Source organism: Pseudomonas laurentiana (assembly GCF_014648275.1).
Taxonomy (GTDB): Bacteria; Pseudomonadota; Gammaproteobacteria; order Pseudomonadales; family Pseudomonadaceae; genus Aquipseudomonas; species Aquipseudomonas laurentiana.
This window is the reverse complement of the sequence record NZ_BMQU01000027.1, coordinates 15,346-36,882: the sequence shown is the minus strand read 5'-3', so window position 1 is coordinate 36,882 and position 21,537 is coordinate 15,346. Positions and strand designations below refer to the sequence as shown.

At 60.6% G+C, this 21,537-nt stretch carries 22 protein-coding genes; 20 read left to right on the top strand and 2 right to left on the bottom strand.

What is annotated here, in order from left to right:
* The first annotated feature begins 92 nt into the window (after positions 1-92).
* The 8 genes from IE038_RS21360 (at position 93) to murB (ending at position 6,916) form a co-directional block, all read left to right on the top strand.
* On the top strand, positions 93-2,306 hold the full coding sequence (locus IE038_RS21360) for a DNA internalization-related competence protein ComEC/Rec2 (protein ID WP_189396242.1): 2,214 nt from the start codon (positions 93-95) through the stop codon (positions 2,304-2,306).
* A 71-nt stretch (positions 2,307-2,377) separates the two neighbouring features.
* A complete protein-coding gene (pocA, locus tag IE038_RS21355) occupies positions 2,378-3,013 on the top strand; it encodes a flagellar polar localization protein PocA (protein ID WP_163934876.1) in 636 nt (211 codons plus the stop codon).
* Positions 3,010-3,441, top strand: a complete 432-nt coding sequence (gene pocB / locus IE038_RS21350) for a flagellar polar localization protein PocB (RefSeq protein WP_163934864.1) — start codon at positions 3,010-3,012, stop codon at positions 3,439-3,441. The genes pocA and pocB overlap by 4 nt, the downstream gene beginning before the upstream one ends.
* Positions 3,441-4,451 (top strand): tetraacyldisaccharide 4'-kinase, encoded by a 1,011-nt coding sequence (gene lpxK / locus IE038_RS21345; protein ID WP_189396241.1) that lies wholly within the window; start codon positions 3,441-3,443, stop codon positions 4,449-4,451. Before pocB ends, lpxK begins: the two co-directional genes overlap by 1 nt.
* A gap of 38 nt (positions 4,452-4,489) precedes the next feature.
* A complete protein-coding gene (locus tag IE038_RS21340; protein WP_065761464.1) occupies positions 4,490-4,675 on the top strand; it encodes a Trm112 family protein in 186 nt (61 codons plus the stop codon).
* Positions 4,672-5,436 carry a 3-deoxy-manno-octulosonate cytidylyltransferase gene (kdsB, locus tag IE038_RS21335; protein ID WP_163934867.1) on the top strand — a complete coding sequence of 255 codons (765 nt, stop codon included), beginning with the start codon at positions 4,672-4,674 and terminating at the stop codon, positions 5,434-5,436. Before IE038_RS21340 ends, kdsB begins: the two co-directional genes overlap by 4 nt.
* Positions 5,436-5,900: a low molecular weight protein-tyrosine-phosphatase gene (locus IE038_RS21330; protein ID WP_163934870.1), complete on the top strand. Its 465-nt coding sequence runs from the start codon at positions 5,436-5,438 to the stop codon at positions 5,898-5,900. The genes kdsB and IE038_RS21330 overlap by 1 nt, the downstream gene beginning before the upstream one ends.
* Complete coding sequence (gene murB / locus IE038_RS21325; protein ID WP_163934872.1) at positions 5,897-6,916, top strand: UDP-N-acetylmuramate dehydrogenase; 1,020 nt, start codon at positions 5,897-5,899, stop codon at positions 6,914-6,916. The genes IE038_RS21330 and murB overlap by 4 nt, the downstream gene beginning before the upstream one ends.
* Positions 6,917-7,028: 112 nt before the next feature.
* Here murB and rne read toward each other — a convergent pair whose 3' ends face one another.
* On the bottom strand, positions 7,029-10,139 hold the full coding sequence (rne, locus tag IE038_RS21320) for a ribonuclease E (RefSeq protein WP_189396240.1): 3,111 nt from the start codon (positions 10,137-10,139) through the stop codon (positions 7,029-7,031).
* 746 nt (positions 10,140-10,885) lie between these two features.
* Between rne and rluC the strand changes: the two genes are divergently transcribed.
* Genes rluC through IE038_RS21305 form a run of 3 tightly spaced genes read left to right on the top strand, consistent with a single transcriptional unit; the run spans position 10,886 to position 13,511 of the window.
* Entirely contained in the window at positions 10,886-11,842 is a 957-nt protein-coding gene (rluC, locus tag IE038_RS21315; RefSeq protein ID WP_163937811.1) for a 23S rRNA pseudouridine(955/2504/2580) synthase RluC, read from the top strand.
* On the top strand, positions 11,832-12,521 hold the full coding sequence (locus IE038_RS21310) for an HAD family hydrolase (RefSeq protein WP_163937814.1): 690 nt from the start codon (positions 11,832-11,834) through the stop codon (positions 12,519-12,521). The genes rluC and IE038_RS21310 overlap by 11 nt, the downstream gene beginning before the upstream one ends.
* 6 nt (positions 12,522-12,527) lie before the next feature.
* Positions 12,528-13,511 (top strand): S49 family peptidase, encoded by a 984-nt coding sequence (locus IE038_RS21305; protein WP_163937817.1) that lies wholly within the window; start codon positions 12,528-12,530, stop codon positions 13,509-13,511.
* 60 nt (positions 13,512-13,571) lie between these two features.
* On the opposite strand, the gene IE038_RS21300 is transcribed toward IE038_RS21305, so the two are convergent.
* Complete coding sequence (locus IE038_RS21300) at positions 13,572-14,150, bottom strand: Maf family protein (RefSeq protein ID WP_163937833.1); 579 nt, start codon at positions 14,148-14,150, stop codon at positions 13,572-13,574.
* Positions 14,151-14,245: 95 nt separating this feature from the next.
* Between IE038_RS21300 and IE038_RS21295 the strand changes: the two genes are divergently transcribed.
* The 9 genes from IE038_RS21295 to mltG all read left to right on the top strand — a co-directional run bounded on the left by IE038_RS21295 (position 14,246) and on the right by mltG (position 21,534).
* Complete coding sequence (locus IE038_RS21295; RefSeq protein WP_065761310.1) at positions 14,246-14,773, top strand: YceD family protein; 528 nt, start codon at positions 14,246-14,248, stop codon at positions 14,771-14,773.
* A 13-nt stretch (positions 14,774-14,786) separates the two neighbouring features.
* Positions 14,787-14,969: a 50S ribosomal protein L32 gene (rpmF, locus tag IE038_RS21290; protein ID WP_010447173.1), complete on the top strand. Its 183-nt coding sequence runs from the start codon at positions 14,787-14,789 to the stop codon at positions 14,967-14,969.
* Positions 14,970-14,972: 3 nt separating this feature from the next.
* Entirely contained in the window at positions 14,973-15,983 is a 1,011-nt protein-coding gene (gene plsX, locus IE038_RS21285; protein ID WP_163937821.1) for a phosphate acyltransferase PlsX, read from the top strand.
* A gap of 129 nt (positions 15,984-16,112) precedes the next feature.
* A complete protein-coding gene (fabD, locus tag IE038_RS21280) occupies positions 16,113-17,051 on the top strand; it encodes an ACP S-malonyltransferase (RefSeq protein WP_163937824.1) in 939 nt (312 codons plus the stop codon).
* A 17-nt stretch (positions 17,052-17,068) separates the two neighbouring features.
* The gene (gene fabG / locus IE038_RS21275; protein ID WP_065761312.1) at positions 17,069-17,809 is read left to right on the top strand and encodes a 3-oxoacyl-ACP reductase FabG; all 741 of its coding nucleotides are present in this window, start codon (positions 17,069-17,071) and stop codon (positions 17,807-17,809) included.
* 196 nt (positions 17,810-18,005) lie between these two features.
* Entirely contained in the window at positions 18,006-18,242 is a 237-nt protein-coding gene (gene acpP / locus IE038_RS21270; RefSeq protein ID WP_003175607.1) for an acyl carrier protein, read from the top strand.
* 104 nt (positions 18,243-18,346) lie between these two features.
* Complete coding sequence (gene fabF / locus IE038_RS21265) at positions 18,347-19,591, top strand: beta-ketoacyl-ACP synthase II (RefSeq protein ID WP_163937827.1); 1,245 nt, start codon at positions 18,347-18,349, stop codon at positions 19,589-19,591.
* Positions 19,591-20,406, top strand: coding sequence for an aminodeoxychorismate lyase (gene pabC / locus IE038_RS21260; RefSeq protein ID WP_163937830.1), 816 nt, complete (start codon positions 19,591-19,593; stop codon positions 20,404-20,406). The genes fabF and pabC overlap by 1 nt, the downstream gene beginning before the upstream one ends.
* A gap of 3 nt (positions 20,407-20,409) precedes the next feature.
* On the top strand, positions 20,410-21,534 hold the full coding sequence (gene mltG / locus IE038_RS21255) for an endolytic transglycosylase MltG (protein WP_189396239.1): 1,125 nt from the start codon (positions 20,410-20,412) through the stop codon (positions 21,532-21,534).
* The last annotated feature ends 3 nt before the right edge of the window (positions 21,535-21,537 follow it).

The following is a 21,537-nucleotide window of genomic DNA, read 5'->3' as shown; positions in this document are numbered from 1 at the left end:
CTCCAATTCAGACTTTGTGACAATTAATAAGCGAACCTTTGCCGTCGTTGATCTAAGCCTCTGGGGGGATTCTTTTTCAGGAGCTTCAGATCATGCGCACAGGGATGGTTGCGCTTGCGCTCGGGCTGTTATGCCTGCGATGGCTTCCTGCGCTGCCTTCGGTCGGGGTGTTGCTTGCGCTGATACTGCTTGGGCTGTGCTGTCTGCCGTCGCGGGCCCGTCCCTTGGGGTGTTTCCTGCTGGGTTTTTGCTGGGGCTGTCTATCGGCGCAAGACGCGCTGGATGATCGCTTGCCGCCAGCGCTGGACGGTCGCACATTGTGGGTGGAGGGACGGGTGGTTGGCTTACCTGAGCACCATGCTCAGTTCGTGCGCTTTGAGTTTGCCGAGGCCAGCTCACGCCGCGCCCAGTTGCCGAAGCGCTTGCGTCTGAGCTGGTATGGCGGGCCACCGATCAACAGTGGAGAGCGCTGGCGGCTTGCCGTCAGCCTCAAGCGCCCGCTCGGTCTGCTCAACCCCCATATTGCCGATCAGGAAATGACCCTGTTGGCGCGCCGCATCGGTGCCACCGGTAGCGTCAAGGCTGGTGAGCGCTTGTCGTCAGCGAACATGGTCTGGCGTGACGGTATCCGGCAACGGCTGATGGCGGTCGATGCTCAAGGGCGCGAGGGCGTGCTGGCTGCCCTGGTACTTGGCGATGGCAGTGGCCTGACACGGGCGGACTGGCAAGCGTTGCAGGCGACTGGCACGGTGCACCTGTTGGTGATTTCAGGGCAGCACATCGGTCTGCTGGCGGGACTGGTCTATGCCCTGATAGCCGCGCTGGCGCGTTTCGGGCTTTGGCCGCGCGCAGTGCCCTGGTTGCCTGCCGCGTGTGTTCTGGCGCTCGCAGCGGCGTTGGCGTACGGCATGCTCGCCGGGTTTCAGGTGCCGGTGCGTCGGGCCTGCATCATGTTGGCGGTGGTGTTGCTCTGGCGTCTGCGTTTTCGTCATCTGGGGGTCATGCTGCCGTGGCTGCTGGCGCTCAATGCGGTACTGCTGATTGAACCGCTGGCCAGTCTGCAGCCAGGGTTCTGGTTGTCCTTCGGTGCGGTAGCCATCCTGATCTTCACATTCAGCGGGCGGCTGGGCGCCTGGCGTGCCTGGCAGGCGTGGACCCGGGCGCAATGGATGATTGCCCTGGGGTTGCTTCCGTTCTTGCTGGTGCTTGGATTGCCCGTGAGCCTCAGTGCGCCGCTGGCCAATCTGTTGGCGGTGCCCTGGATCAGCGTGCTGGTGTTGCCGGTCGCCTTGGCGGGGACGTTACTGCTTGATGTGCCGGTACTCGGTGCATGCTTGTTGTGGTTGGCGGGTGGTTTGCTGGATGTACTGTTTCGCGTGCTCGGGCAGGTCGCTGATTGGCAGCCAGCCTGGGTGCCGGCGGCCTTGCCGTTATGGGCATGGCTGCTGGTCTGCCTTGGGGTGTTCCTGGTGTTATTGCCCAAAGGGTTGCCGATGCGGATATTAGGCTGGCCCGCTGTGCTGCTGGCGGTCTTTGCCCCGCGTGATGAGGTGCCGGAGGGGCAGTTGGAGGTCTGGCAGCTGGATGTAGGGCAGGGGCAGGCCTTTATTCTGCGTACCCGTCACCGCGCCCTGTTGTATGACGCGGGACCGGCCATGGGAGAGGTCGATCTGGGGGCGCGCATCGTACTGCCTACGCTCCTGAAGCTGGGTGTAAGCACACTCGACCTGATGCTGCTTAGTCATGCGGATGCCGACCACGCCGGAGGCGCGCTGGCGGTGAAGCGTGGTTTGCCGGTTGCACGTGTACTGGCCGGTGAGGTGCAGAGGTTGCCCCAGGCCTTGCAGGCCCAGCCCTGTGTTGCCGGTGAACACTGGGAGTGGGATGGGGTACGGTTTTCTGTGTGGCAATGGCACGAGGCAGGCGACAGCAATCAAGGCTCATGCGTGTTATTGGTCGAGGCTTCCGGGGAGCGATTGTTGCTGACCGGAGATATCGATGCGGAAGGTGAGCGGGCTTGGCTGCAGGCAACGGCAGAGCCCCGCGTCGATTGGTTGCAAGCCCCTCATCATGGCAGTCGAAGCGCCTCTGGCCAGGCATTTCTTGAGGCGTTGGCACCCAGGGGCGTCCTGATTTCACGCGGCCGTTACAACGCGTTTGGTCATCCCCATCCCGAGGTGATGGCGCGCTACAGACACTTGGGTATTGTCCCCTATGACAGTGCGTTGGAAGGCGCGGTCTATTGGCGCCTGGGGAGTTTCGGCGAGCCTCAGGGGATGCGTCGCCAGCAACGCTTCTGGCGCTAGCCGACATGACGACCTGCGAGCGGCGGAAGCCCTATGGTAAAGTGGCGGACTTTTTCGAGGGGGTCGTTACTGTGTGGGAATTGGTCAAGTCTGGCGGTTGGATGATGCTGCCGATCATTCTGAGCTCCATCGCCGCCATGGCGATCGTCGCCGAGCGCCTGTGGACCCTGCGCGCCAGCCGTGTCACCCCGCCGCACCTGCTGGGTCAGGTCTGGCGCTGGATTCAGGACAAGCAACTCAACAGCGATAAACTCAAGGCCCTGCGTGCCGATTCGCCACTGGGCGAGATCCTCGCAGCGGGCCTGGCGAACTCGCGGCATGGTCGCGAAATCATGAAAGAGTGCATTGAAGAAGCCGCTGCCCGGGTCATCCACGAGCTGGAACGCTATATCAATGCACTGGGCACCATTGCTGCCATGGCACCACTGCTTGGCCTGCTGGGTACGGTGTTGGGCATGATCGATATCTTCAGCTCGTTCATGGGCACGGGGATGTCGGCTAACGCCTCGGTACTGGCCGGCGGTATTTCCAAGGCGTTGATCACCACGGCAGCAGGCTTGATGGTCGGTATCCCTTCGGTCTTCTTCCACCGTTTCCTGCAGCGGCGCATCGATGAACTGGTGGTCGGCATGGAGCAGGAGGCAATCAAGCTGGTCGAAGTGGTCCAGGGTGACCGTGATGTCGACCTGGCTGAGGGCAAGGCGTGAAATTCCGGCGCAAGCCACGGGAGACCGTGGACATCAACCTGGCCTCACTCATCGATGTGGTGTTCATCCTCCTGCTGTTCTTTGTGGTGACCACTACCTTCACCCGCGAAACCCAGTTGCGCGTCGAACTGCCGGAAGCCGCCAGTGGCACGCCTGCCCCGGAGTCGGAGCTCAAGCAGTTGGAGATCACCATCAGTGCTGAAGGGGTGTATTCGCTGAACAATAACCTGCTGCCCAAAAGTGACCTGGCAACGCTGACCGATGCCCTGCAAAAGGAGTCGGGTGGTGATACTCGGTTGCCGTTGTCGATCAGTGCTGATGGCAAGACGCCGCATCAAGCGGTGGTTACCGCAATGGACGCTGCAGGCAAGCTGGGCTTCAGCCAGTTGCGCATGACCACGGTCGAGGCAGCGCCGGGGAATCCTTGATGGCCTTTGCCGATCACTTGCTCAAGGCCTGGTATGCAGGGCATCCGGCCCTGGCCCTGTTGAGGCCGCTGGAAGCCCTCTACCGGCGTGTGGTGCTGCGAAAGCGCCAGCGTTTTCTGGCTGGTGAGAGCAGCAGTTACCGTGCCCCGGTACCGGTGGTGGTGGTCGGTAATATCACCGTCGGCGGTACTGGCAAGACGCCCCTGATCCTTTGGCTGATCGAGCACTGCCGCCGCCAGGGGCTGCGTGTCGGTGTGGTCAGCCGCGGTTATGGTGCCACGCCGCCGCAGTTACCTTGGCGTGTGCGCGCAGAGCAGTCAGCCGCTCAGGCGGGCGATGAGCCGCTGTTGATCGTTCAGCGTAGCGGTGTGCCGCTGATGATCGATCCCGACCGGTCGCGAGCGGTCCAGGCGCTGTTGGCCGCCGAGCCGCTGGACCTGATCCTCAGTGATGACGGCTTGCAACATTACCGCTTGGCTCGTGACCTGGAGCTGGTGTTGATCGATGCCGCACGGGGCCTGGGTAATCGCCGCTGCCTGCCGGCCGGTCCGTTGCGCGAGCCGGTCGAGCGTCTGCTTGAGGTCGATGCGGTGCTGTTCAATGGCGCTGCAGCCGACAACGACGAAGGCTATGCCTTTCGGCTCGAGCCTGCTGCGCTGGTCAATGTGCGCAGTGGCGAGCGCTGCGGTGTCGATCATTTTCCGCCCGGTCAGGCTGTGCATGCCGTGGCCGGAATCGGTAATCCGCAGCGTTTCTTCAATACCTTGGAGGGGCTAAACTGGCGACCAGAGCCTCATCCCTTTGCCGATCATGCGGTTTACAGCGCCGAAGCCTTGAGCTTTACGCCTTCCTTGCCGCTGCTGATGACCGAAAAGGATGCGGTGAAATGCCGTGCCTTCGCCGCCGCCGACTGGTGGTACCTTGCAGTGGATGCCGTGCCATCTCCGGCCTTTGCTCGTTGGTTCGACGACCAACTGACGCGTTTGCTGCCCGGTCACCGGCAACCCTGAACCTTTTCTTTTTCCGGCCACAGGCCTGAGGAATTTCCATGGACACCAAATTGCTCGACATCCTTGCTTGCCCCATCACCAAGGGTCCGCTCAAGCTCAGCGCTGACAAGACCGAGCTGATCAGCAAGGGTGCGGGCCTTGCGTACCCGATTCGCGACGGTATTCCGGTCATGCTGGAGAGCGAAGCCCGCACCTTGACTGACGAAGAGCGCCTGGAGAAATGAGCCAAGCGTTCACGGTAGTGATTCCGGCCCGTTTGCGTTCCACCCGGCTGCCGGGTAAACCGCTGCTGCTGATCGCCGGCAAGCCGATGATCCAGCATGTCTGGGAGCAGGCGCGCAAGAGCAGTGCGGCACGGGTGGTGGTAGCCACTGATGATGCCGAGATCTTCAAGGTATGTGAGGCCTTTGGCGCTGAAGTGCTGATGACCCGTGAGGATCACGATTCGGGTACCGATCGTCTGGCCGAAGTGGCGACTCAGTTGGGCCTGCCTGCCGACGCGATCGTGGTCAACGTGCAAGGTGACGAACCCCTGATTCCTCCGGTGATCATTGATCAGGTGGCGGCTAACCTGGCCGCTCATCCAGAGGCAGGTATCGCCACCCTGGCCGAGCCGATTAGCGACGTCGAAGCCCTGTTCAATCCTAACGCGGTCAAGGTGGTTAGCGATTGCAACGGCCTGGCCCTGACCTTCAGTCGTGCCCCGTTGCCATTTGCCCGTGATGCCTTTGCGCAGAGCCGTGATCAGCTTCCGTCGGGTGTGCCGTATCGCCGGCACATTGGCATGTACGCCTATCGCGCCGGTTTCCTGCAGGACTTTGTTGGTTGGGGGCCGTGCTGGCTCGAAAAAACCGAGTCGCTTGAGCAGTTGCGAGCACTCTGGAACGGTGTGCGTATCCATGTGGCCGATGCCCTGGAAGCCCCGCCGGTTGGGGTTGATACCCCTGAAGACCTTGAGCGCGTACGGCGCTTGCTGGAGGCCTGATGCGGGTTCTTTTTGTCTGCCTGGGCAATATCTGCCGTTCGCCAACCGCTGAAGGTGTTTTGCGCCATCAGTTGAAGGAGGCGGGCCTGGCTGAGGTGATCGAGGTGGCATCGGCCGGAACCGGTGACTGGCATGTCGGTAACCCGCCAGACAGCCGTACCCGGCGTGCGGCTCAGTTGCGTGGCTATGATTTGTCCCAGCAGCGTGCGCAGCAGGTGAGTGCGGCGGATTTCGAGCGTTACGACCTGATCCTGGCGATGGACAACAGTAACCTGGGTCATCTGCAGGCGATGCGCCCAGCGCAGGCAAAGGCAGAGCTGGACCTGTTTCTGCGTCGCTTCGAGGGGGCTGTTGATGAAGTTCCAGACCCTTACTACGGCGGTGAACAGGGTTTCGAGCGGGTGCTTGATCTGATCGAGGACGCCTGTAGGGCGCTGGTTATCGAGCTGAGGGGACGTCTATGAGCGTACAGGTACGGTCAGATGTTTCGCTCAAGCCTTACAACACTTTCGGCATCGATGTGCGTGCAGCGCATTTTGCCGAGGCTCACACTGACGCGGATGTACGGGAGCTGCTGGCCTATGCGGCTGCGCAGCAGTGGCCGGTGCTGGTGATTGGTGGCGGTAGCAACCTGTTGCTCACGGCCAACGTCGAGGCATTGGTGTTGCGCATGGCCAGTACCGGCGTGCGGATGCTCAGTGATGACGGCCAGCGAGTGATCGTGGAAGCAGAGGCGGGTGAGCCATGGCATGCGTTTGTCCAGTGGACGCTGGCGCAGGGATTGGCGGGGCTTGAAAACCTCAGTCTGATTCCGGGCACGGTCGGTGCTGCGCCGATGCAGAACATTGGTGCTTACGGCGTCGAGATCAAGGATGTATTTGTCGGGCTGACCGCACTGGATCGCCAAACGGGTGAGTTGCGTGAGTTCACCCTTGAAGACTGTGCATTTGCCTACCGTGACAGCCTGTTCAAGCGTAACCCCGGGCGCTGGCTGATTCTACGAGTACGCTTTGCACTGAGCCGGGCCATGCATTTGCACCTGGACTATGGGCCGGTGCGCCAGCGGTTGAGCGAGCAGGGTATCGAGCAGCCAACCGCACAGAATGTCAGCGATGCTATTTGCAGTATTCGGCGGGAAAAACTACCTGATCCAGCCGAGCTGGGGAATGCGGGGAGTTTCTTCAAGAACCCAGTCGTGCCTGCTGCGCTGGCCGAACATATCCGCCAGGCTCACCCGGGGCTTGTGGCATACCCTCAGGCGGATGGTCAGGTGAAGTTGGCGGCCGGCTGGTTGATCGAACTGGCTGGCTGGAAAGGTTATCGCGATGGCGATGCTGGCGTACACCGCCTTCAGGCATTGGTGCTGGTCAACTACGGCCAGGCCAGTGGCATGCAGCTTCATCGGCTGGCGCAAAAGATCCAGGTCGATATCCTCGAGCGCTTTGGTGTCGAGTTGGAGATGGAGCCTAATTTGTACTGAGTGCCGCGAAGCCGCAGTGTGCGGCATCGCAGGTAGTTATTCAGGTTGAGTTTTCCGCCAATAAAAAGCCCCGCCAGCATCAACTGGCGGGGCTTTTTTTCAGCCTTGGAAATCAGGCGAGCGGTTTATGCTCTTCTGTGGTTTCCAGGGCTTTCGGGCTTTGCTCGGTCACTTCTGCTGCTACGGCAGCTTCGGTGGACGGTTGCTCGGCTTCTGCGGGGGCTTCTACTGGCGCTTCGACAGCCGCCGGTGCCTCAACGGCTTTAGCCGCCGCCGCGGCTGCTGCAGCCTCTGCTTCGCGCTTGCGACGACGTACTTCGCGTGGGTCGTTTGGCGCACGGCCACTGCTTGGCAGCGGCAGGGCAGGTGCTTCGGCAGCTGCTACCGGTTCGGCGGCGGGCGCTTCGACCACGACTGGAGCAGGTGCTTCGACTACAGGCTCGGCTTCCTTGGCGACGACAGGGGCTTCGACCGCAGCCTCGACAGTCGGGGTGACTTCCACGACTGGAGCAGCACCCGCTTCAACGGCTTCTACCGGCGCAGCAGGCTGTTCGGCAACTGGCGCGATGTCGGCTACAGCGGCTTCTACGACTGCAGGTGCGGCTTCTACCGGTGCGGCTTCAACTGCGGGGGCAGCCTGTGCAGCGACCTCGGTAGCGGCTACAGGTGCTTCGACAGCAACGGTAGCGCTTTCGGCTTGCGGGTTGGCCTGTGCTTCGACTTCGGCGCCGATGTTGCTGGCGGCTACGTCTGCAACAATGACCTGGCCCGCTGCCAGTTCTGCACCCGACTCTTCAGTGGCTTCTTCGCTGCCCTCAACGACGTTGCCATTGGCATCACGTTGACGTTCGCGACGGTTGCTACGGCGACGCTGACCGCGCGAGCGGCGACGTGGGCGCTCGCCATCGGCACCTTCGGCTTCCTCTTGCAGCAACTCTTCGTTTGGCAGTTGCTCTTCGGTCGCTTCGGCGGTCGCTTCGGCTGGGCGTGGCTGGCGTTCTTCACGTGGCGGACGCGGTTGGCGCTCTTCGCGCGGCGCACGTTCTTCGCGTGGTGCACGCTCTTCGCGAGGCGCTCGCTCTTCACGAGGCGCACGTTCTTCACGTGGTGCGCGTTCTTCGCGTGGTGCGCGCTCAGGGCGTTCTTCGCGTACAGCTGGTGCGGCAGCCGGTGCAGCGGCGGCTGCGGCAGGTGCAGTGGCATCCAGTGGTTCGCGCAGTTCGCGAACGCGCTCTTCGCGGCGACGCTCATCGCGTGGGGCACGTGGTTGACGCTCTTCGCGAGGCTGACGAGGTGCACGCTCTTCGCGGGCCTGAGTCTCTTCGCGGGCTTCACGAGGTTGACGCTCTTCGCGCGGGGCGCGCTCGGCACGTTCCTCACGAGGCTTGCGTTCTTCGTCGCGACGACCGTTGCGGCTGCGGCTCTGCTGGCGACCGCTGCGGCGCTCTTCGTTGCGCTGTGGGCGTTCGGCGGCTGGCTTCTCGGTCACGACCGGTGCGGCGGCAGGCGCTTCCTTGCTGGCGAACAGGCTGACCAGCGACTTGACCAGGCCTTTGAACAGGCTTGGCTCGGGCGCGACGTGCACGGGGGCGGCAGGCTGCTCTGGTGCGGCAGGTACCGGTGCATTGGCGCGGGCTGGTGCAGTCTTGACTGCGGCTTCCTGGCGAACCAGGGTGCGCGTTGCGGCAACCGGCTGGACTTCTTCGGTCTCGGTGGCGGCGATTTCGTAGCTGGACTGGCCGCTCAGCGCTTCTGGATTGTCATCGCGCAGGCGCTGGACTTCGAAGTGCGGGGTTTCAAGGTGATCATTTGGCAGGATCACGATGCGTGCGCGGGTACGCAGTTCGATCTTGGTGATCGAGTTGCGTTTTTCATTGAGCAGGAAGGCTGCGACTGGAATCGGCACCTGGGCGCGGACTTCAGCAGTGCGGTCCTTCAGGGCCTCTTCTTCGATCAGGCGCAGGATGGCCAGCGACAGGGACTCGACGTCACGGATGATGCCGGTGCCGCTGCAGCGTGGGCAGACGATGCCGCTGCTCTCGCCCAGGGATGGACGCAGACGCTGGCGGGACATTTCCAGCAGGCCGAAGCGCGAGATGCGGCCAACCTGAACGCGTGCGCGGTCGGCTTCCAGGCATTCACGGACCTTTTCTTCGACGGCGCGCTGGTTCTTCGCCGGCGTCATGTCGATGAAGTCGATGACGATCAGACCGCCAATGTCGCGCAGGCGCAGTTGGCGGGCGATTTCTTCGGCCGCTTCCAGGTTGGTCTGCAGTGCGGTTTCCTCGATGTCGCTACCTTTGGTGGCGCGCGCCGAGTTGATGTCGATGGAGACCAGTGCTTCGGTTGGGTCGATGACGATCGAGCCGCCCGATGGCAGTTCGACGACGCGCTGGAAGGCGGTTTCGATCTGGCTTTCGATCTGGAAACGATTGAACAGCGGAACGCTGTCTTCGTAGAGTTTGATCTTGCTGGCGTACTGCGGCATCACCTGGCGGATGAAGGTCAGGGCTTCTTCCTGGGCATCGATGCTGTCGATCAGTACTTCGCCGATGTCCTGGCGCAGGTAGTCGCGGATAGCGCGAATGATGACGTTGCTTTCCTGGTAGATCAGGAAAGGTGCGGCGCGGTCCAGGGAGGCTTCCTTGATTGCAGTCCAGAGCTGCAGCAGGTAGTCCAGGTCCCATTGCATTTCTTCGCTGCTGCGGCCCAGGCCGGCGGTGCGAACGATCAGGCCCATGTCGGCAGGTGCGACCAGGCCATTGAGGGCTTCGCGCAGTTCGTTGCGCTCTTCGCCTTCGATGCGGCGCGAGATGCCGCCAGCACGCGGGTTGTTCGGCATCAGCACCAGGTAACGACCGGCCAGGCTGATGAAGGTGGTCAGGGCTGCGCCCTTGTTGCCACGCTCTTCTTTCTCGACCTGGACAATGACTTCCTGGCCTTCGCTCAGTACTTCCTTGATGTTGACGCGGCCTTCTGGGGCCTTCTTGAAGTATTCGCGGGAAATTTCTTTCAGCGGCAGGAAGCCGTGGCGCTCAGAACCGAAGTCGACGAATGCGGCTTCGAGGCTGGGTTCGATCCGGGTAATCCGGCCTTTGTAGATGTTGGCTTTTTTCTGCTCGCGAGCACCGGACTCGATATCCAGGTCGTAGAGACGTTGGCCGTCCACCAGAGCAACACGCAACTCTTCGGGTTGAGTCGCGTTAATCAGCATTCTTTTCATGTAGTACCGTCGGTTTCCGGGCTGCCGGAAACGGCGTTCGGCACACACGACTTCTCACGGTCGGTGTCAGGGTGCGTCAGGGGTGGCGGGCCACTCCCGTGTCTAGCGAGATTCGGCCTGACTGGAATCCAGTGCTGCCGAAGTCGCGACGACGCGTCCTGCTAGCTGTGGTGTCAAATGCACTCAGTCAGGAGGAGGAATCAGCCTTCGGCCATGGATGCCACGGGGGCATCTTGATCAAGAACGGGTCTGGACGAGCGGGCCCGTAGAGGCCTGTCGACCGGACGCATTACTACACGGTCCGACGGTTGTGCATCTCCACCCTACACGTATCCCTGATAATTCGGGTGCTGCCGCGCGCTGAATCCGCAACGGGTTGCATTTATCGCCGGCTCCGTACGGGAGCCCGCGCATTTATGGCTAAGGCTTGTATTTCCGAAGCGTTCACCACACCTGCGTGGAAGCGATTGCACCGACGGGCGGCATCGAAAAAAAACGTGAAGGGAGGGTAATGCACCGCTCTTTTTGTTTTTTATCGGTCTTCTCTCGTCGGCGCTGGTGGCTAATCCAGGCATTTTGTAAACTGGCAAACACCCCGTCGGACGGCCTCGCGTCCTCGAGAATTGCGTAGGTCAGGGCCGGCTCAAAGCCATTGGTCCGCTGGCCAGCCGCTTTTGGCGGCGTTCGCGACTATAGCAGCAATCATTAAGTGCTTCAAATCCATAAAAAATTGTTATGATGCGCAAATGACGACCAATACCCCTCCGACCCCCGGCGTTCAGCTGATTGAGGTCGCGCCGGAACTTGCCGGCCAACGTATCGACAATTTTCTTATCACCGCACTCAAGGGCGTTCCCAAGACCTTGATTTACCGCATTTTGCGTAAAGGCGAAGTGCGCGTTAACAAGGGGCGGATCAAGCCTGAGTACAAATTGCAGGCCGGCGACGTGGTGCGCGTGCCACCCGTTCGCCTGCCTGAGCGCGACGAGCCGGCTCCGGTTGCCCAGGGTTTGCTGCAGCGCCTGGAAGCGGCCATTGTTTACGAAGACAAGGCGCTGATCGTGCTGAACAAGCCTGCCGGGATCGCCGTGCATGGTGGCAGCGGGCTGAGCTTTGGTGTGATCGAAGCCTTTCGTCAGTTGCGTCCCGATGCCAAGGAGCTGGAGCTGGTCCATCGCCTCGATCGGGATACCTCGGGTCTGCTGATGATCGCCAAGAAGCGCAGCATGCTGCGCCACCTGCATGCGGCATTGCGCGGTGATGGTGTAGACAAGCGCTACATGGCACTGGTGCGCGGCCATTGGGCTACGGCCAAGAAACAGGTCAGTGCGCCGTTGCTCAAGAGCAACCTGCGTTCCGGTGAACGGATGGTCGAGGTGAACCCCGAGGGCAAGGAGGCGTTGACCCTGTTCCGTGTCCTGCGTCGTTTCGGGGAGTTCGCCACCTTGGTCGAGGCGCGTCCTGTTACAGGGCGTACTCACCAGATTCGTGTGCATGCGTTGCATGCCGGGCATTGCATTGCTGGCGACAGCAAGTACGGCGATGAAGACTTTACCCGCGAGATTCGTGAGTTGGGCGGAAAGCGCCTGTTCCTGCATGCCTATGCCTTGAGCGTCCCGCTGCCTGATGGCGGCGTGCTCAAGGTCGAGGCGCCAGTGGACGAAATGTGGTCCAAGACCGTGGAGCGTCTGAGTGCGCCGTGAGTACGACCTGCTGATCTTCGATTGGGACGGCACGCTGGCCGACTCGATCGGGCGCATTGTCGAGGCGATGCACCTGGCGGCAGATCGCAGTGGTCATCCGCGCAGTGAGGTCGAGGCGGTCAAGGGGATTATCGGTCTGGCCTTGCCTGAAGCGATCAGTACCTTGTATCCGTCGCTTGATGCGGTGGCAGTGGCGGCGTTCCGGCAGCACTATGCCGATGTTTACATGGCATTGGACGAGCAGCCTTCGCCGTTGTATGACGGTGTTGTCGAGGCGCTCGAAGCGTTTCGGGCCGATGGTTATCGCCTGGCCGTTGCGACCGGAAAAGCGCGCCGTGGCCTCGATCGTGTGCTTCAGGCCAATGGTTGGGAGCATTACTTCGATATTACCCGTGCCGCCGACGAGACCCGGGGCAAGCCCCACCCGTTGATGCTTGAAGAGATTCTTGCGCATTGCGGTGTCGAGCCCTCGCGTGCCTTGATGGTTGGGGATTCGGCGTTTGATCTGTTGATGGCGCGTAACGCGGGTATGCATTCGGTTGCGGTCGGTCATGGTGCGATGTCGCTTGAGGCGTTGCGTGTCTATGAGCCTCGGTTGTCCATCGATCATTTTTCTCAGTTGCAGGATTGGCTCGGCCTTGCTGGCGCGCCGGTCAGTTGTGACGGTATCCCAGGGTAGGTGAGCATGGCTGATGAATGGAAAGCGCCCAGCGCTGAAAAGAATGAAGAGCAGAAGAGCTGGCAGTTGCTCGAAAAGACGCTGCTGGCTGGTGTGCAAGAGCAGCGGCGCGCCAGGCGCTGGGGTATCTTTTTCAAGTTGTTGACCTTCGCCTATCTGTTTGGCGCGCTGATGCTGTTCACGCCGTTGATGGATGTCGAGAAGGCGGCTGCTCGTGGCTCCAGTCATACCGCGTTGATCGAAGTGCGCGGCATGATTGCGGATCAGGAGCCTGCCAGTGCCGATAACATCGTTGGTAGCCTGCGTGCGGCATTCGAAGATCCGAAGACCAAGGGTGTGATCCTGCGCATTAACAGCCCGGGTGGCAGTCCGGTGCAGTCTGGTTACATCTATGACGAGATTCGCCGCCTGCGTGCGCAGTACCCGGCAATCAAGCTGTACGCGGTCATCACTGATCTTGGGGCTTCCGGTGCCTACTACATCGCCAGTGCCGCCGATCAAATCTATGCCGACAAGGCCAGTCTCGTGGGGTCGATTGGCGTGACTGCGGCGGGTTATGGCTTTGTTGGGACCATGGAGAAGCTGGGTGTCGAGCGCCGTACCTACACGGCAGGCGAGCACAAGGCATTCCTGGATCCGTTCCAGCCACAAAAACCTGAAGAAACCAGGTTCTGGCAGGGTGTGCTCGAGACCACTCATCGGCAGTTCATTGCCAGCGTCAAGCAAGGGCGTGGTGAGCGGCTCAAGGATAAAGAGCATCCCGAGTTGTTCAGTGGCTTGATCTGGTCGGGCGAACAGGCCGTGCAGCTGGGGCTGGTGGATGGCCTTGGTAGTGCCAGTTATGTCGCGCGCGATGTGATCGGGGAGAAAAACCTGGTGGACTTCACGATTGAAGAGTCGCCATTCGATCGCTTTTCAAAGCGCCTGGGTGCAAGTGTTGCCGAGCATCTGGCGATGTGGATGGGGTTCCAGGGGCCGACGCTGCGCTGATTGCATGCCCGTGTTGTGTGCATGGGCTGAAGCCGACCTGAGGGTCGGCTTTTTTGCGCCTCAAGGAATGGCTACGCCTTCCTTGAGCAGCATGTCCACCAGGCGAATCAGCGGCAAGCCCACCAGGCTGGTTGCGTCGACGCCGTGTGTGCTTTGAAACAGGCTGACACCCAGGCCTTCGGCCTTGAAGCTTCCGGCGCAATCGTAGGGCTGTTCTGTGTGCAGGTAGCGCTCGATGCGTGGCAGGTCCAGTTCGCGCATGTTTACGGTGAAGGGGACGCAGTCGACCTGGTGTTGGCCGGTGCTGCTGTTGAGCAGGGCGAGGCCGGTCAGGAAGGTGACATGATTGCCGCTGGCCGCCAGCAATTGTTCGCAGGCCTTGTCGAAGGTGTGGGGTTTGCCGAGAATCTGCTCGCCCAGTACGGCAACCTGGTCGGAACCGATGATCAGGTGACAATTATGGGTGCTGGCCAGGGCCTGTGCTTTTTCCAGTGCCAGGCGCTTTACCAGCTCTACGGCGGGCTCTTCGTCCAGGCGTCGCTCATCGATATCCGGGGCGGCCCAGTCGAAGGGGAGTTGCAGGCGCGCCAGCAATTCGCGCCGATAGGGTGAGCTTGAAGCCAGTAATAAAGGCAGCATGATGAACTCCTGAGCGTGTGCGTCGATTCTAACATGAGCCATGGCGCCTAATTTCCTTTGACAGGGGCGGGGGGCATCCCTAGAATGCTGCGCCTATGTTGAATGACCCGATTCCACCTCACGTTGACCCGCGCAAATTGGCCGATCGTGGCGTTTCCCTTGAAGGGAAAGTGCTGCTAGCCGATTTGGAGAGACTCTGCGACCCGCTTTCCGACAATGTCGGTATGGTGCAGGCGAAATTCGATTTTGAACGAGACGAACAGAAGACAGTGGTTATACACACTGACCTCAACGTCGAAGTCAAAATGGTTTGCCAGCGTTGTCTTGAGCTGGTTACCCTGCCGATCCATAGCGAATGTACTTATGCTGTGGTGAAGGAGGGTTCGAATACCCAGTCGTTACCGAAAGGTTATGACGTGCTGGAACTGGGCGAAGATCCATTGGATCTGCAGGCATTGATCGAGGAAGAGCTTTTGCTCGCCTTGCCCATTGTGCCTGCTCATCATCCGGAAGAATGCCAGCAGCCGGCGGGCGCCGATGAGCCCGAGCCGAGCGAGGACGAGGTAACGCGGTCCAACCCGTTCAGTGTATTGGCGCAGTTAAAGCGTGACCCAAACGTTTAGGAGTTAATCAATTATGGCTGTTCAGCAGAACAAAAAATCCCGCTCTGCCCGTGACATGCGCCGTTCGCACGACGCCCTCGAGGCCAGCGCTCTGTCCGTAGAAAAAACCACCGGTGAAGTTCACCTGCGCCACCACGTATCGCCAGAAGGCGTATACCGTGGTCGTAAAGTGATCGACAAGGGCGCTGACGAGTAATCCTTGTCCGCTCAGATCATCGCGATCGACGCAATGGGCGGGGACTTCGGTCCCCGCAGCATTGTTCAGGCTAGCATTGCTTGCCTTTCGGCTACCCCCTCGCTGCACCTGACCCTCGTTGGTCAACCCTCCCTCCTTGAAGATTTGATCGCTGGCCAGTCGGCAGCGGATCGCTCGCGCCTGCAGGTTGTTGCGGCCAGTGAAGTGATCGGCATGGACGAGCGGCCTTCGCAAGCGTTGCGCGGTAAGCCCGATTCGTCCATGCGCGTCGCCCTTGAATTATTGCGTGATGGCAAGGCTCAGGCCTGCGTGAGTGCGGGTAATACGGGGGCGCTGATGGCGCTGTCGCGTTACGTGCTCAAGACGCTGCCTGGCGTCGACCGGCCGGCAATGGTGGCGGCTATTCCTACCCAGACAGGCTACTGCCAGCTGCTGGATTTGGGGGCCAACGTCGATTGCAGCGCCGAGCACCTCTACCAGTTTGCGGTGATGGGCTCGGTGGCTGCCCAGGCGCTGGGTGTCTATCGCCCGCGGGTGGCGCTGCTCAATATCGGTACCGAAGACATCAAGGGTAATCAGCAGGTCAAGCTGGCTGCCAGTCTGTTGCAGAATGCCAGGGGCTTGAACTACATCGGTTTCGTTGAGGGTGATGGCTTGTACCGTGGTGAGGCCGATGTCGTGGTCTGCGACGGTTTTGTCGGCAATATCCTGCTCAAGTCCAGTGAAGGCCTGGCCACCATGATCGGTGCGCGGATTCAGGCGCTGTTTCGTCAGGGGGTGTTCGCTCGTATGGCGGGTGCCATGGCCATGCCGTTGCTCAAGCGGTTGCAGGCGGATCTTGCGCCGGCACGACACAATGGTGCGAGCTTTCTGGGGTTGCAGGGGATTGTCATCAAAAGCCATGGTTCAGCTGGCGTTCAGGGGTTTCAGAGTGCTATTCAGCGTGCCCTGATCGAAATTCAGGAGGATCTGCCGCAGCGCCTGCACGGGCGTCTTGAAGATCTGTTGCTTTAGGCATATCGACAAGGAAGTGGTTAAATGTGACCGCTTGGTTCTCGTTACCATCCAATTTTCAGTTTCTTGCGATCAGTCCTACGGCTGTTCGCTCAATTTCCGACGACAAGATCATTAGGGGCTTGTTCAATGTCTGCATCCCTCGCATTCGTCTTTCCGGGTCAAGGTTCGCAGTCCCTCGGCATGTTGGCCGAGCTGGGCGCCCAGTACCCACTGGTCATCGATACCTTCCGCGAGGCCTCCGAGGCTCTGGGCTATGATCTCTGGGCACTGACTCAGCAGGGCCCGGAAGAGCAACTCAATCAAACCGACAAAACCCAGCCGGCTATCCTGACCGCCTCGATCGCCCTGTGGCGCCTGTGGCTGGCCGAGGGTGGCGCGCGTCCTGCATTTGTCGCCGGTCACAGCCTGGGCGAATACAGCGCCCTGGTGGCCGCGGGTAGCCTGACCCTCGGCGATGCCGTGAAACTGGTCGAACGTCGCGGTCAGCTGATGCAGGAGGCCGTGCCGGCCGGGCAGGGCGCCATGGCGGCGGTGTTGGGTCTGGATGATGCGGATGTCATCGCTGTGTGCGCGGAAGCGGCGCAGGGCGAAGTCGTTAGCGCAGTCAACTTCAACTCTCCAGGTCAAGTCGTGATCGCCGGTTCCAAGGCGGCTGTCGAGCGCGCCATCGAAGGGTGCAAGGCGCGTGGCGCCAAGCGCGCCTTGCCATTGCCCGTCAGCGTGCCGTCGCACTGCGAGCTGATGCGCCCGGCTGCCGAACGGTTCGCTGAATCGGTTGCGGCCATCGATTGGCAGGCGCCGCAGATCCCGGTCGTGCAGAACGTCAACGCGACTGTTTCTGCTGATCTGGAGACGCTCAAGCGCGACCTGTTGGAGCAGTTGTTCAAGCCGGTGCGTTGGGTTGAATGCGTTCAGTACCTCGCGGCACAAGGCGCTACGTCGCTGGTCGAGTGCGGTCCGGGCAAGGTCCTGGCTGGCTTGAACAAGCGCTGCGCCGACGGTGTGACCACCTATAACCTCAATACCCCAGACGCTGTCGCCGCCACCCGTGCGGCGCTGGCCTGAAATTAGGAGAAGCTTGCATGAGCCTGCAAGGTAAAGTTGCACTGGTGACTGGTGCCAGCCGTGGGATTGGCCAAGCCATCGCCCTGGAGTTGGGTCGCCTGGGCGCTACGGTCATCGGTACTGCCACCTCGGCCGCTGGCGCCGAGCGTATCGCTGCTACCCTCAAGGAGCACGGTATCGCAGGTACCGGCCTTGAGCTGAACGTCACCAGCGATGAGTCGGTAACCGCCACCCTGGCCGCGATCCAGGAGCAATTCGGTGCCCCGACGATCCTGGTCAACAATGCCGGTATCACCCGTGACAACCTGATGCTGCGCATGAAGGATGACGAGTGGTTCGACGTGATCGATACCAACCTCAACAGCCTGTACCGTCTGTCCAAGGGTGTGTTGCGCGGCATGACCAAGGCGCGCTGGGGTCGTATCATCAGCATCGGTTCGGTAGTCGGTGCCATGGGTAACGTCGGTCAGGTCAACTATGCCGCTGCCAAAGCGGGCCTGGAAGGCTTCAGCCGTGCGCTGGCGCGTGAAGTGGGCTCCCGTGCGATCACCGTCAACTCGGTGGCGCCTGGTTTCATCGACACTGACATGACTCGTGAGCTGCCAGAAGCGCAGCGCGAAGCCCTGCAGACCCAGATTCCTCTGGGGCGCCTGGGACAAGCCGAGGAAATCGCCAAAGTCGTGGCTTTCCTGGCGTCCGAGGGTGCAGGTTATGTCACCGGTGCAACTATTCCGGTCAACGGCGGGATGTACATGTAAGGCAAATGTGACGGATTGCTTCAAAAAAATGTCATACGTGGCGTGTAAAATCCGTTATAAAGCTGCAACCAAATTCTAGTCAGCGGTTGGGTGTGACGTTCGAGAAGCGCTTGGCGCTTGAAAAGCCAAACTCTTTCTATACACTTACACCCCGGCCAGCTGCCTGACATATGTCCATTAGGAGTGAAAACAAGGTATGAGCACCATCGAAGAACGCGTCAAGAAAATCGTCGCCGAGCAACTGGGCGTTAAAGAAGAAGAAGTAGTGAACACTGCTTCCTTCGTCGAAGATCTGGGTGCCGATTCCCTTGACACCGTTGAGCTGGTGATGGCTCTGGAAGAGGAATTCGAGACCGAAATCCCTGACGAAGAAGCCGAGAAGATCACTACTGTTCAAGCAGCTATCGACTACGTCACCAGCCACCAGGCTTAAGACGTTGTAGTCGTCGCTTCTTGTCATGGAAAAACCGCACTGCCTTCACTGGCGTGCGGTTTTTTCTTTGCAAGAGATGTTGACCTTAGAAAAAGGAGAGTGCTGTGTCGCGTAGACGCGTCGTGGTCACCGGTATGGGTATGCTGTCACCACTGGGTACGGATGTGCCGAGCAGTTGGCAGGGCATTCTGGCTGGCCGCAGTGGCATCGGTCTGATCGAACATACAGACCTTTCTGCTTACTCCACCCGTTTTGGCGGCTCGGTAAAGGGCTTCGAGGTTGAGCAGTACCTGTCTGTCAAGGAAGCTCGCAAGCTCGACCTGTTTATCCAGTATGGTCTGGCGGCCGGTTTTCAGGCAGTGCGTAATGCCGGCCTGGAAGTGACCGATGCCAACCGTGAGCGTATCGGCGTGGCCATGGGTTCGGGCATCGGTGGCCTGACCAATATCGAAGAAACCAGCCGCACCTTGCATGAGCAGGGGCCTCGGCGTATTTCGCCGTTCTTCGTGCCAGGCTCGATCATCAACATGATTTCCGGCTTCCTGTCGATCCATCTGGGTGTACAGGGGCCTAACTACGCTATTGCCACAGCATGCACGACCGGTACCCATTGTATTGGCATGGCGGCACGCAACATTGCCTTTGGCGAAGCCGACGTGATGATTGCCGGCGGCGCTGAAATGGCTGCGTGTGGCTTGGGCATGGGAGGCTTTGGCGCTTCTCGTGCACTGTCGACCCGCAATGACGAGCCGACCCGCGCCAGTCGTCCCTGGGACAGGGGGCGTGATGGCTTCGTCCTGGCTGATGGTGCCGGTGCGCTGGTGCTTGAAGAGCTGGAGCATGCCAAGGCCCGTGGTGCGACCATTTATGCCGAGCTGGTAGGTTTCGGCATGAGTGGTGATGCTTACCACATGACGTCGCCTCCGGAAACCGGTGCCGGTGCTGCACGCTGCATGGCCAACGCCCTGCGTGATGCGGGCCTCAACCCGAACGAAGTCAGCTACATCAACGCCCATGGCACGTCGACTTCAGCCGGTGACCTGGCGGAAGCATCGGCGGTCAAGTCGGTGTTCGGTGAGCATGCGTACAAGCTGGCCGTCAGCTCCACCAAGTCCATGACCGGTCACCTGTTGGGCGCTGCTGGTGCTGTGGAAGCGATCTTCAGCGTGTTGTCGATCAACGGCCAGGTAGCGCCGCCGACCATCAACCTTGATGAGCCGGACGAGGGGTGTGACCTGGACTTCGTACCGCATGAGGCGCGCAGCATGCCGATTGATGTGGTCTTGTCCAACTCCTTCGGATTTGGCGGTACCAACGGCTCGCTGGTGTTCCGCCGGTTCGCGGGTTGATGCAAAGCTGGGTCGATGGTCAGCCGGCCGATACCCTGGGGCTGCAGAGCCGCGGGTTGGCCTACGGCGATGGTCTGTTTGAGACCATTGCGGTCAAGGCCGGTAGGCCATCATTGTTCGAGTATCACCTCGAACGCTTGGCGCTGGGTTGCCAGCGCCTCGCGATTACCGCCGATCTGGCACTGATTCGCGATGAGTTGAGCCGTTACGCCAGTGTGCTGGGCGAGGGTGTGCTCAAGCTCATTCTGACCCGTGGTGACAGTCAGCGTGGCTATGCGCCCGCAGTTGGCGTGCCCCCGCGGCGTATCTTGCAGGGCAATCCACCAGCAGCTTACCCCGCGTGCAATGCCGAGCACGGGGTGAGGCTTTTCGAGTGCCGTACCCGTCTGGCGGAACAGCCGCTGTTGGCGGGGCTCAAGCACCTTAATCGTCTTGAGCAGGTGCTGGCCCGCTCGGAGTGGCACGATCCCGACTATGCCGAAGGGCTGATGCGTGACACCGCCGGTCGCGTGGTTGAAGGGGTCTACAGCAATCTGTTTCTGGTCAAGGATGGCGTCCTGTTGACTGCCGACCTGAGCCGTTGCGGGGTTGCCGGGGTCATGCGGGCGGCGCTGATGGTCGAGGCTGCGCGCCTGGGCATCGACGTTCGTGTCGGCGATCTGAGCCTTGAGGATCTTGCACGGTCCGATGAGGTCTTTCTCTGTAACAGTGTTTACGGTATCTGGCCGGTGCGCGCATGTGCATCGATGAACTGGTCGCCGGGCCCGGTCACCCGTAAACTGCAGGCCATTGCCCGTACGTTACTGGATGCCTGATTTGTGAGACGTAAATTCTTGGTGCTGCTGGAGATCGGTCTGATTCTGGGTGGCCTTCTGTTGGGGTACTCCGCCTGGAAGCTGAATTCGGCCCTGCAGCAACCGTTGCATGTGACCCAGGAGCAGTTGCTCGATGTGCCGACCGGTGCGACGCCCAATCGCATGTTCTACCGTATGCAGACGGACGGCCTGCTCAACGATGCGTTCTGGTTACGCGTGTACTGGCGTTTCAATATGGTCGGTGTGCCGCTGCACTCGGGCGAATACCGCCTGAGCCCAGGCATGAGTGTGCGCGAGCTTTTCGAGCTGTGGCGTCGCGGCGAGGTGGTGCAGTACAACCTGACGCTGGTTGAGGGCTGGAACTTCCGTCAAGTGCGTGCCGCATTGGCCAGGCACGAAAAAATCGAACAGACGCTTAACGGTTTGAGCGACAGTGAGGTCATGGAAAAGCTCGGGCATGCCGGTGTGTTCCCGGAAGGGCGCTTTTTCCCGGACACCTACCGCTTTGTGCGGGGCATGACCGATGTCGAGTTCCTGCAGCAAGCCTATGCGCGTTTGGAAGACGTGCTGGCTCAAGAGTGGAATGCACGTGCCCCTGAGACGCCTTATCGTGACCCTTACCAGGCATTGATCATGGCTTCGCTGGTGGAAAAGGAAACCGGCGTTCCTCAAGAGCGCGGCCAGATCGCTGGCGTGTTTGTGCGCCGTATGCAAATCGGCATGCTGCTGCAGACCGACCCGACGGTTATTTATGGCATGGGCGAGCGTTACAACGGCAAGATCACACGTGCCGACTTGCGTGAGCCTACCCCTTACAATACGTATGTGAACGCGGGCTTGCCGCCGACGCCAATCGCCATGGTGGGCCGTGAGGCAATTCATGCAGCGTTGAACCCTGTGCCCGGCAGCAGCTTGTATTTTGTTGCGCGTGGCGACGGTAGTCATGTCTTCTCTGATGATCTGGACTCGCACAATGCGGCGGTACGCGAGTATCAGCTCAAGCGTCGTGCCGATTATCGGTCCAGCCCGGCACCACAAGCCCAGCAGTCGACACCTGATGACATGGTCGTCGAACCGAGCGAGTCTTCGACAGTGGTCGATGAGTCCTCCCGTACTGATCAAAATTAAGGA